At 51.9% G+C, this 11,824-nt stretch carries 9 protein-coding genes; all 9 read right to left on the bottom strand.

Annotation, left to right across the window (positions count from 1 at the left end; genetic code table 11):
- On the bottom strand, positions 1–421 hold a 421-nt coding region (locus Q7S09_05985), incomplete at its 3' end, for a hypothetical protein (protein ID MDO8558695.1).
- Positions 422–526: 105 nt separating this feature from the next.
- Positions 527–3,130 (bottom strand): HAD-IC family P-type ATPase, encoded by a 2,604-nt coding sequence (locus tag Q7S09_05980; GenBank protein MDO8558694.1) that lies wholly within the window; start codon positions 3,128–3,130, stop codon positions 527–529.
- A gap of 12 nt (positions 3,131–3,142) precedes the next feature.
- The gene (locus tag Q7S09_05975; protein ID MDO8558693.1) at positions 3,143–4,417 is read right to left on the bottom strand and encodes a hypothetical protein; all 1,275 of its coding nucleotides are present in this window, start codon (positions 4,415–4,417) and stop codon (positions 3,143–3,145) included.
- A gap of 71 nt (positions 4,418–4,488) precedes the next feature.
- Positions 4,489–5,760, bottom strand: a complete 1,272-nt coding sequence (locus tag Q7S09_05970; GenBank protein MDO8558692.1) for an alpha-amylase family glycosyl hydrolase — start codon at positions 5,758–5,760, stop codon at positions 4,489–4,491.
- Between the two features lie 14 nt (positions 5,761–5,774).
- On the bottom strand, positions 5,775–7,256 hold the full coding sequence (locus Q7S09_05965; protein MDO8558691.1) for a hypothetical protein: 1,482 nt from the start codon (positions 7,254–7,256) through the stop codon (positions 5,775–5,777).
- A 6-nt stretch (positions 7,257–7,262) separates the two neighbouring features.
- A complete protein-coding gene (locus tag Q7S09_05960) occupies positions 7,263–8,777 on the bottom strand; it encodes a glycogen/starch synthase (GenBank protein ID MDO8558690.1) in 1,515 nt (504 codons plus the stop codon).
- An 85-nt stretch (positions 8,778–8,862) separates the two neighbouring features.
- A complete protein-coding gene (locus tag Q7S09_05955) occupies positions 8,863–9,681 on the bottom strand; it encodes a hypothetical protein (GenBank protein MDO8558689.1) in 819 nt (272 codons plus the stop codon).
- A 178-nt stretch (positions 9,682–9,859) separates the two neighbouring features.
- Positions 9,860–10,537 carry an SDR family NAD(P)-dependent oxidoreductase gene (locus Q7S09_05950; protein ID MDO8558688.1) on the bottom strand — a complete coding sequence of 226 codons (678 nt, stop codon included), beginning with the start codon at positions 10,535–10,537 and terminating at the stop codon, positions 9,860–9,862.
- Between the two features lie 183 nt (positions 10,538–10,720).
- Positions 10,721–11,794 carry a hypothetical protein gene (locus tag Q7S09_05945; protein MDO8558687.1) on the bottom strand — a complete coding sequence of 358 codons (1,074 nt, stop codon included), beginning with the start codon at positions 11,792–11,794 and terminating at the stop codon, positions 10,721–10,723.
- Positions 11,795–11,824 lie beyond the last annotated feature (30 nt).

Here is an 11,824-nt window from a genome sequence, read left to right as displayed (position 1 = left end):
TACCGGCTGCCTCCATCTTGGCAAGACGCTCTCCTATGCGATCGGCAAGATTCTCAAGCCTCTTGATAAGCACCTCGAAGCGATGCTTCATCTGCCTGAACTGCTTCCGGATGTTCTCCTTTCTGCGGGCATCGAGCTTCTCGGCCCTTTCTTCTTTCTTTTCTATTTGATTCTCGCGTTTTTCTTCACGCTGTTCACGTTTTTCCTCGCGCTTCTCCTGGCCGCGGCCCTGTCCGGGTATGGGTGAGGCGCTGGGTGAGGGAGATGGGCTTGGTGATGGGCTTGGTGAAACGGAAGGAGAAGGAGATGTCGTGGGGGTAGGCGATACGCTTTGCGCAAAAGCAATCGACGAGAGCGCAAGTACGCCCACGATAATCCCTGCTCCACCCTTGCCAAGAACCGAAAAATATCTCTTATTCATACAAAAAAATTAGTTAATTATAGAAAAACCCTGAACAAGCATATATGACGATAGAAAAGCCGTGGACTTACGCGCCCGCGGCCGTATTTCGGAATAAAGCGTTCTTTAAAGCAGTTTCTTCCGGAAAAGCCACTTGCCAAACTCAATAATGCCGACGTTCGCTATGCCGAAACAAAGTACTCCCAAAAGCCATGACAGGGGAAGGGGGACTGTGTCCAGAGCGCGTTGTAGCCACGGAATGTATACTGCCGCGAAGGTCAGTCCGAGGCCAATGCCTACGCCGGCGGTAAGATGAATGTTCGAGAGAGGATTGTAGCGTACGATGCTTTTCTCAAGGCTCCGGAGAGAGAAGGATAAAAGAAGCGTGTAGCTTGCGAAAGACGCGAAAATAAAAGTTCGCACGAGAGCCTGGGCAAATCCCGCCCGCAGGAGGAAAAGATAAAGGGCGAGCAGAAACACGCTTGTAGAAACTCCTATGACCAGGATAAAAAAACGCATCTGTTTGTCGAAGAGGTTTTTGTCGAGTTGTTTCGGCTTTTTCCCGATGTCATCAATGCCTTCTTCAAAGGCAAGCGCAATTGCGGGGAAGCTGTCCGAAAAAATGTTCACGAAAAGGATCTGTAGCGCATTGAGGGGAAGCGCCACTCCCACGGCGAGCGACCCCCCGATAAGCAATAATTCATCAAAGGCGTTCGATAGGAGATATATAATAACCTTGCGGATATTCTCCAAAATTCTCCGTCCTTCTTTAATGGCGCTCACAATAGTCTCAAAATTATCATTGAGTATGACCAAGTCCGCAACCCCCTTCGCCACGTCGCTTCCGGAGCCTACCGCCACGCCGATATCGGCGACTTGAAGAGCCGGCGCGTCGTTCACGCCGTCTCCCGTCATGGCAACTATTTCTCCTTGTGCTTTATAGGTCTTTGCAATGAACACCTTCTGTTCGGGCGTCACGCGGGCGTACACCCGGATTGTTTGAGCGCGAGCGGCAAGATCTTCTGCGGAAATATGCTTCAATTCATCTCCGGTTATAGCCGTCTCGCCCTCTTTAAGTATTCCAAGTTCCCGGGCAACCGCCATGGCAGTTCCCTGATGGTCTCCCGTTACAATGATTGTTTTTACTCCTGCCATGGCAATCTCGTGTATGGCCTCACGTGCGTGTGGGCGCAGTGGGTCACGAAAAGCCAAGAGACCGCGGAACGTAAAATTGTGAAATGCCCGATGATGCAACATTTCTTTGTCGTGCGAAACCGCTTCCTGCGAGATAACGCCCAAAAGCCGCTCACCCGTTGAAGCGCGCTCGTTGATTTGCTCAAGTACGCGCTCCCGCTCTTCCGGAGATGCGTGCGTGAAACGAAGCAGGATATCAGGAGCTCCTAGGAGAACGAGGCGGACATGTGAACCTGCCCGGAAGGCTGTTGCCGAGAATTTGTCCTTGGAGTTGAACGGGACTCTGTCCAAAACCTTGGTCGTCTCCAGGATTTTCGGCAGAAGCACTCCTTGCCGCGCGGCGTATTTTGTCAGCGCAACTTCAAGGGCCGGGCCGAACGTGCGCCATGTTGCGGGCGCGTCATGAGGATTTTCTATGACAATATCGGTATTAAGCAGGGCGTCGGAAAGGAGTTTTGTTTTTTCTTCTTCGGTATCCGCGCCATAAGGAAGCACGGCGACAAGTTCCATTCGCGCCTGGGTGAGCGTGCCGGTCTTATCCGTGAGAATAAGGCTTGTGGAGCCGAGGGTTTCTGCCGCAAGAAGTTTGCGCACGATGCCACCCTGCCCCGCAAGACGCTGTACACCCACGGCTAGTATCACGGTAAGCGCGATCGGGAGGCCTTCGGGCACGGCCGAGACGCCGACTGCCACGGCAACCAGGAACATGTCATAGACGCTTTTGCCAAAATAAATTCCGAAGCCAAAAAGCACCACCGTCAATATTCCCAAAGCCCCGCCCGCGTATGTTGCAAAGCGCTGGGTGGCGCGCTGGAGGGGAGTTGCTTCCTTTTTGGCGAGCGCAACAAGCGAAGCGATTTTGCCAAATTCCGTTTCGCTTCCCGTTGCGGTAACTACGGCGTCCGCAAAACCCTGCACGGCAAGCGTTCCGCCATAAAGCATGGATGTTCTGTCGGCCAGAGGCGTATGTTGCGGACAAACATCGACTGTTTTCTTTTCGGGCATGGATTCCCCGGTAAGTACGGATTCATCTATCTCAAGATCGTTGACGAATATGCATCGTGCGTCTGCCGGAACCCGGTCTCCCTGCGTAACTCGGATAAGGTCTCCGGGCATAAGTTCGCCAGCATCCACTTCGCGTTCCAGCCCCCCTCTTCGCACCCGCGCGCGGGTTCGCACATAGGATTTAAGAAGCTCCAGAACCGTCTCGGCCTTGTTCTCTTGCCAAAAACCAAGGAATGCGTTGATGAGTACCGCCGCAAAGATAACGCCGGTTTCCACCCACTCCCGAAGAAATGTCGTAATGAGCCCCGTTGCGACAAGAATCAGGATGAGGGGACTCGTGAACTGGCCAAAGATGATTTGCGCGCGGGAGAGGCGGCTTTGCTCTTTTATTTCATTGGAGCCGAATACCACTCTGCGCACCTCAACTTCCGCATCGGTAAGTCCGCCGGGGGAAGTTGCTAAAACTTCAAGCGCCCGGTCCGCGCCCATTGTCCAAAAAAGTTCTTTGGTTATTTGGCGTGTGATGGCCATACTTTGGTGGTACTACGCGCGGCGCGGAAGACGCGCGATGGTTTTGAGAATGTTTCTGCGGAACATCCGCTCATTAATGAACCCGGAAAGATACACGGTGATTCCCGCAACAATGGTTTCGGTAGCGCCCAGAAAGGCGAGGATCCAGCCATTATGCACAAATCCGGGGATCAGTGAAAAGACGGTCATGGAAACGATGGGCGATGCGCATGCTCCCAGGAACAGGCCAAGACGCGCGGGGTTGGTGAAATCTTGCCTCACTGCCTCCCAGAAAATCGCCCGTTTTTGAGCTTTAGGTTTTTTTTCTGCAAACTCAAGCTTTCCTTCCGCAACAAGCATACGCACCGCGTCTTTATACATGCGAATGGACTGGAGTGCCGTGGTGAGCGAGAGCGCAACCGCCGAGAGGCCAAAAACGGCTCCCGCAAGATGCAGCCATCCGTGTTCAATAAGCGTTTCCACCTTGAATGCTCCGTAGGTGGCAAGTATGAAAACCGGAATGAGAATTTTTCCTCGCCGCGCAAGCTCTTTCCATGTAAAGCCGGAACCCCGCAAAGCCATGAGTTCCGCGGTTTCGGACATGACATCGTCAACCGAAGCGGCAAATACCTTGCCGATACCCCGCGAAAACTTTTCTAAAACATGCGTGATGGGGCCGACAACGAACATGACTTTAATAATGGCTTGGGCAACATGCGTGCGCTCATGCGCGTTGTCGAACACCATGCGGTTTACGGCGTACTCCGCTCTGAACGGCACCAAGAGCCCATTCATGCGATCAAGAACCTCGCATTCTTCCTTGTTGATGCCTATATTTTCCTCGTCCAATATCATGAAACGTTTGAACTGCGAGGCGTCCTGGACGATATAAGCAAGTTCTTGATAGAGATCTATGCCGCGCTCTTTGGCCCTTGCGTGATCCGAAGGCGTAAATACGGGGCGCTTTCCGAATTTCAGAAGCGGTGGCAGCCAGCTGGTGATACAGCGATGCTGGGTGAGTACTGCGATATGGTCAATGGCGCGCAGAACATGTTCCGGAGTTTTTGATTTGGTCCGTATCGCGATACCCTTATCCCCTCCCTTTTTTCCAAGAACCTCTTTAAGATCCCTCTTGATGTCTTCGCGATTCAGAATGAACCGGAACTCGGGCGGCAGAAGCGCGGGCTCATCAAGTTCTTCGGGGTCGAAAATGACCGTGGCCTTAAAGCGAGCCGAACGCTTCTTGCGCCTGCCGAAGAACGATAGACGTTCCGCAATATGCTCAAAAAATTTTACAATATGCACCATATAATAAAGAAGTATACCATGAGAATCAACGGACTGTCGTAGTGAGTTTCAAATCCTGCGTCCGGGCTATTTTAAGAGAAAGTTGAGCGACGTATCCGAATCATGCGCGCGATAGCGGCGGAGAGGGCATCGGGGTTCTTTTCCTGCAGAACGGCCTCATGCCAGTCGAACGCTCCTCGGACATAGGCTCTCGTATCGGGGATTTTTCCTGAAACACCCGCATTGAGCATGCCAATTTCGTCTCCATAATAGATAACCGGAGAACCGGGGCAATCGAGCAATAAGCGAAATGCCGCAAGGATTTTTTTGTGATCTCCGTCCAGCAAGCTTGCAAGGCGCATCGCAAGCCCGGTGCCGAACCGATGTTTTCTTTCTGGGTCAAAACGCTCAAGGACTCTGTCGCGGACATCTTCCTTAAGCGTTGCAAGCGATAGCTCATCGTGATTCCGTAAAAAAACAGCCCACGCGCAGTTTGCGGGGATGGAAGATGCCGCGGCGGTCATTTCCGGGACTCCTCGCATATTATTTTCTGCAAGAGCTCTGAATATTTCTTCCGCGAGCGGGAAGTGATACACCAGGTGGCACTCATCGCCGTTGCCAAAATATTCCCTCATGCGCGGGAGCGTATCGTGAACCTCTGCCAGCAAGACCGCATGTGCGTTCTTCGTTTCGAGATACGCGCGAAGCCGCTTGAGAATTTCGTGAGTTTCAGGAAGACTTTTGCAAGAGGTGTCCTTGCGTTTGGCGAGATGCCCCGCTGCGTCTAGCCGGAATCCGCTCACACCCAGTCCAAGCCAGAAGTCCATGATGCGCATTATTTCTTCTTCAACGGCCGGATTTTTCCAGTTAAGATCTGCCTGCTCTGGGTAAAAAGTAGCAAAATAAAAATCTCCGGTTGCTGGATTGAGAATCCAGTTCGATGACTTGATGTTCGGGAAGGCATTGGGGGCTTGTGTATACTCTTTGCCGTTCTTGCTCCAGAGATAGTAATCTCGTTTGGGATTTTGCCTCGATAGGCGGGCTTCCTTGAACCACGGATGCTCAACGGACGTGTGGTTGAGTACGAGGTCGATGATAACGCGGATGCCGTGCTTTGAAGCCTTGACAATGAACGCCTCGGCATCTTCGAGCGTTCCGAGCCTCGGGTCAACGGCCGTGTAATCCGTGACGTCATAGCCGCCGTCAACGCCTCCGGAAGGAAAAAACGGCAGCACGTGGATGCAGCCGATGCCGAGATTCTCAAGGTAATCAATTTTTTCCCGAAAGCCGGTGAAACTGCCGGCGAATTTGTCGACGTATGCCTCGTATATGACGGTGTGTTTCCACCACGCATCCTGTTTCATGTGGCAACAACTCCTTAATGCCCGCGCGGTTCCGGCTGGCCGGGAAGAATTTTTTCGTAGGCCTCTTTATATGTATCCATGAGCCTTTCCAACTCTCCTTCGGGAACTTCCTGGCGCAGAAGGTCGACCGCGTGGACGGCATCGTATATATCGTTTCGGGTTTCCAGCTTCCATAGCGCATCGCGCCACAGGATGGCTTTCTCGTAACTTCGCGCATCTGCCGCTTCCTTCATTTTGCGCCCGATCATTTCAACGACCGCATCATACACTTCCGGCTTGCCCGCTCCCTTGGTGCGGTCTTTGAACGGTATACGCACGGAACTGCGGTACGCGCCGGCAAGCGCTTCGATGACCCCCTTTCTTTGTAGTCTGAACGCCTCCTCAAGGATCGCGTGGTACAGTTCCTTGCCTTCTCTGCGGCCCTCCCTTCCTATCCCCGGGATCTTACGCAGGGCCTCAAGCATGTTCCAGGCGCCTTTTTCTATCATCTCGATGCTCCACCAGGGCTCGGCCGAGGCCCAGAAAAACTGGTCGGAGGCCGAAGCGCGGTCAAAGGCATCAAGAGCGCGCTTCGCATCGGAACGGGAAAGTTTCCTGCGCAGAAAATTGAAAAACTTCCACTGCAGGGCGTGGACGGGGTTTTTTGGGTCCTTCCATGAAAAAAACTGCACGCCCCGCTCCAGGTCTTTTTCAGCCGAAGCCCATGTGGCTTCCCGGGGCGCCAGGGGAGTTTCTGACACGGGGTACTTCTCGGCGATTTCCGAGACGAATATCTGCTCGGGTTTTTGCGAGGACATCACCGAAAACAACAGCTCTTCGAGGCCCGGCCGATGATGCCCGAAGGTTTCCCCATCCATGGCGGTGAGCATATAGCGATCGTTTTCCTGCTCCGCGCCCAGTACCTCTTGCAGAGATTTTTGGTCGCGTGCAATGGAGCTCATAATCAGATTCGATATCCGGCGCTCGCGGAATACCGCGGCGATGTTTCCCGCGCCGCTGATGTGGAAAGTTTTTTTGAATAGTTTGGCGCTTCCGTTCCTGATGGGGCTTGATATCTCGTCGAGGATAAGCGTCTGATACCCAAGTTGAGAAACAACACGCGCAACTTTTGCGCTGTAGGCCATCTCCGGCGGGAAAAAGCACGTAGGGGCGTATGCCGCTCCGAAGTACTTGTGGTTCACTGCATGATTTTTCCGGATCTGCCGTTCTATTTCGCGTTCCTCCAAAAACGGGAGGAATGCGTGATACATGGCGCTTTCGGTGAATTCCAACCTGCCGGACTCGGCAAGTTTCCGTATAAGATCCACGACATCGCCGTAGCCATTCCGCGCCAAAAGTTCGGTAAGAGCTCCATTGATGTTAAGTGTGAGCTTGAACGACGGAATTTTCTCGAGTCCCGAAAATATCCGCCGGTAGCTTTGGTTTACCACCGCGTCGAGGATCGCACGTGACTGGTCCGCGGGCTGGTAGATATGGATGAAATTCGCCCAGTGCATACCCGCCTATTTAAGACGCTTATGATATTCGATCGCCGCAACAAGTTTACGTTCGTATTCCAGAGCCGACACCGTCCAGGAAAAATCCCTTTCCATGGCCCGCGTGATAAGCTCTTGCCAAATCTCCTGATGCCGATGCGTTTCCCGCGCACGGACGATTGCGGCAAATAACGCCCAGGAATCAAACGCTTCAAAAAGAAAACCATCCCCGGCATCTGCGCCGTCATAGTCTGTGATGGTATCGGCAAGTCCTCCGGTACGCCGCGCGATGGGAATGCACCCGTAGCGCATTGCCTCCATTTGCGTAAGGCCCGACGGCTCGAACGCCGATGGAATGAGCATGGCGTCGGCTCCGGCGAAGATGAGGTGCGGAAGTACAGGGTCGAAGTCGAAATGCCCTCCTACGCGCCCTGGGTGTTTCTCGATAAGTTCTTTGAAAAAGAGGCGATACTTGTTGTCGCCGTTCCCCAGTACCACCAGCTGAATATCCGTTTCTCGGAAAAGCGGATTCGCAATATCCATAATGAGATCAAACCCTTTTTGATGGTCCATGCGCGAGACGATGCTGACAAGAAACGCGTTATCATCTTGCTTCAGGCCGAAGCGGTCCTGAAGTGCGCGCTTGTTGCGTCTGCGGCGATGCGTAGTTTTTTCATCGAATTTCGCGGTGATGTACGGATCGGTTTTTGGATTAAGGCGCTCATAGTCAATGCCATTAATGATTCCGGAGAGTTGCATGCGCCGCTCGCCCAAAAGCTCCTCAAGCCCCTCGCCGTATTCCTTGGTGAGTATCTCTTTGGCGTATGTGGGCGAGACGGTGACCACGAGGTCGGCGTACATGATGCCGCGGCGTACCGCATTCAAGTGCAAAAGTCTTGGGGCAAATATGTCGCCAATGGAGGCTTGTCCCGCGTCAAAGTTCATTTCCGAGACAAAGCGATGATCGAACAAGCCCTGATGGTACAGGTTATGTATCACAAACACGGTTGCGATGGTATCAATGACCGTATCGTGTTCATACTCTTTGTGTATGAGGTTTGGAATAAACCCCGTTTGCCAGTCGTTTGCCACAATAACATCCGGCACCCAATCGCTTTGTTTTAGGAATTCGAGCACGCCCCGCGACAAAAGCGCCCAACGGATGGGGTCATCCGCGTACCCGTAGACATTGGCGCGTTTTTCGTAGTATTCCTGGTTTTCCAGGAAGTATGTTGGCGCCGTATCGCCGCCCTCGTGCATCAAAGCATTACAAACAAGATTGGCGGGATCTCCGCCGGTCGGCACCAAAAGTCCCTCCACTATCATTTTGAGCGCATAGCGTTCGCGGTCTACGGAGGCATAGCGCGGTATCATGACACGCGCATCGTGGCCAAGAGAGCGCAAGGCTCTGGGCAAGGCGAACATCACCTCGCCAAGCCCTCCTACTTTTGCGAAAGGAGCGGCTTCGGAGGCGACAAAAAGCACCTTGAGCTTTGAGGGGGCCGTTTTTTTGCGGGAGATGAAATCAAGAAGATTTGCCATAACGAAATCATGCATAGTTGCTTATGATGCGATTATACCACTTTTCAATTACTTTTGGAAAAGAAAGCCCTGGCCGGAAGCCCGGTCAGGGTATTTTTGTTTTGGACCTTGCAAGGTCCAAATAGTACTTTATTTTGGTGTTCTTCGGAAATTCCAGGCTCAGCTCAAGGGCCATGGCAGAGGCCGCGTGCCATTTTTTTTCCTTGGCAAGAATGGAAAGGAAGCTGAAGCGGGCCTCGACCGAATCGAAGTGGTCGGGACATACCATGGATGCGGCTTTTGCCGTTCCTTGTATGCCCATTTCCTTATCGCCGCGTACTCCTATCGCGCGAAGTCCCAACTTCTCGTACCAGGGACGGCTGCCAATCTCATAATTAATGCGGGATTGCGTGACCAATGCCCGGCAATCGTTGGGATTTCGCAGAACGATCTGGTCTATGACGGGTTTTGCTTTCCGATATTCGCCAAGGAGGCCGCCAAGCGTGTCTTGTATTTGGCGGCGGAACATAATGAGGTTGAGGCGCAATCTCTCCCGCACGAAAAGCGCACGCTGATCCTCGGGGTGTTTATCAAGTATCGCGTCCGCCAGCTCCTCTCCTGTCCGTATCTCCGATTCGAACTGGGTAACATTGTCGGCATATGGCTTGAGCCTTTTTACATCATTGAGCGTTCCGTCCCCCTCGATACCGAGCTCCTTTTTAAGTTCAAAAAGAATGACGAGGCTCAAATGCTCATGGGTCTCGGGATTGTCGGGGTCCAGTTCTCGGGCGGCGCGTAACAGCGTTTTGGCTTTTTCGTATTCTTCATTAAAGTACGCATACCGGCCCTCTGCGACGAGCCGGCGGAATTCGGATTCGGAGTCTTGGGAGAAATTTTGTGCCGCGGCCGCCTGCGTCCCATACATCGAGAAAAAACAAAAAAGCAAAACAAAAAGCCTCCCGCAAAACCTCATGTTGGGCTTCCTTTCCGATGTTCCTTTGGATTTTAAAGAGCAACTAAATATACCACATCCCTGAAAATTTTGCAACTCTTTCGAGAAGATACCGTTCAGGCGGCGTCTTATATTATCGGTCTTAAGCGGACTACCAAGGAATTTTTTTGCCGTATTCCCAGAATTGTCCCGATTCTTTAACCGTTGTGACGAGTTGGTAAATCTCGTCTGCCGCTTGTTCCGGAGTACGGTCGGGTTTTTCAGTTCTTGATGCAATAGTATTACCCATGGCAGTATCCACCCATCCCGGAGCCAATGATGAAACAATAATACCTTGGGATCGCAAACGAAATGCCAAATGGCGGGTGTACATATTTAATGCCGCTTTTGAAATGCGGTATCCGCCGGACGTCTCGTCGTCTATAGGAACCGACATGGCCCCATATCCGGAATCCATATTTACAATATGGCCATCTTTCTGAAATAGAGGTAATAATCGTTCCGTCACATTAACGACTCCGACTACATTAACTTCCAAAGTTTTTTCTACTTTGACATAATCAGCAACTTTATCTTCCGCATCGATAAGAATACCGGCATTGTTAATCAGAGCATCTACATGAGATACGCTGGCAGTAATTTGAGCAGCGGCTTTTGCGATGCTTCTCGGGTCGCCTTGGTCATATTGTATGGCAATTAAATTTGGATTCTCTATGTTAATTGGCGTGTTTAAATATGTGCCGACAACTCGCCATCCTTCAGCCAAAAACTTCTTGGCAGTTGCGAGGCCAATGCCGCTGCTTGCTCCGGTTATAATTACTGTTCTCATAATTTATTTGAATCTATCCCCCTTGAGCGGAAGAACCTATCACGACTTGGCTGCGCGGGACTAGGACTCGGATTTTTCGTTCAAAACACAAGGCGTTTTTGAAGATTCTCTCGGGAAAAGAGGGGTGCTCAAGCTCCATAACCCCTCGGTCGCACCGGAGCCGTCATGACGCCAAAAACAGTGCTAGCGAAGGTCGTATGTAGCTTCGGCATAGGATTTTCTGTGGGTTTTGACGCCATCTTGGGTCACACCCCCTGCCTCGGCTTGAATGGAGTAGACGGCACTCGTATCATCTTGGGAAAAATTGAACGAACGGCCTGTCCATATTTCAACAATGTTATCGGCGGCAGTGATGACGGGGGAATAGCTATCGCGGCCTTCTTCAACCAACCTCCCGCCTTGTCTTGCGAAAATATATTCAAAATTATTCACGTTCAGGCAGGGATTGATGCCGTTATTTGCGTAAGGATGGCAAATGCTCACCGAGATTTTATAACGATCTGCGCCAACGTCTCTGAACTTTAGGCCAAACCGGCCGCCATTTTTTGGGGCAGACTTCGGCTCCAGAATGGCAGGTGTATCCAACATGCCTGCATACGGTATGGCTACTTCTTGCTGGGCATAGGTGTTATCGGCAAAGACAATCTTAAGCAGAACGGTTTTTGGCTTGGCGTCTTCACCGGTGTATAAGTTAAGCGTGCAGGTGTGCGGAAAGCCGCCGAAGTCGCAGGAGTTGCCGCCGTTCCTTGCCTCATCGGAAACGTCGCTTGCGTAAAGCATCTTCGGCTGTAGTGCCGCAGGCAGGTCGCTCGTGTAGACCGCGCCCTGGGCATCTTTAAAGTCCTGCTGTTTCAACCCCAAGTCGGGCCGCTCCAGATAAAAATCGAAATCGCGCTGTTCGTTCAACCCCAAGTCGGGCCTTCCGCCTGCCCGCTCCCAGATGCTGTCGAGTTTCACGACTACCCGAACAAGCGGAAGCTTATCCAGGTCCTGGTCATAATTAAATAACTGCTCCCTCAGACCCGGTTCCCCGTTAGTAAAAATCATTGAAGAAAAGACCAGCCCTATGATCACAAAAAATGCGCCGAAAACCCGAACCATTCTGTAGGCAGGCAGGCCCGGTTCATACTTCGAATCCCACAGAGCCTTTTGAGACCACGTCTGAAAACTCAAAAATAGATCGGGCCTAACCAGATTGAGTATGCCGATAACAAAAGCAAGAAGCGCTAGGAGTATCGGGATTATTGATGCGGTCATAAGCTGAATATCAATAATAGGTACCGTGTC

The sequence above is a fragment of the bacterium genome, assembly GCA_030649025.1.
Classification (GTDB): Bacteria; Patescibacteriota; Minisyncoccia; order JAUYLV01; family JAUYLV01; genus JAUSGO01.
The sequence above is the reverse complement of the archived record's forward strand: the minus strand, read 5'-3'. Positions and strand labels throughout refer to the sequence as shown.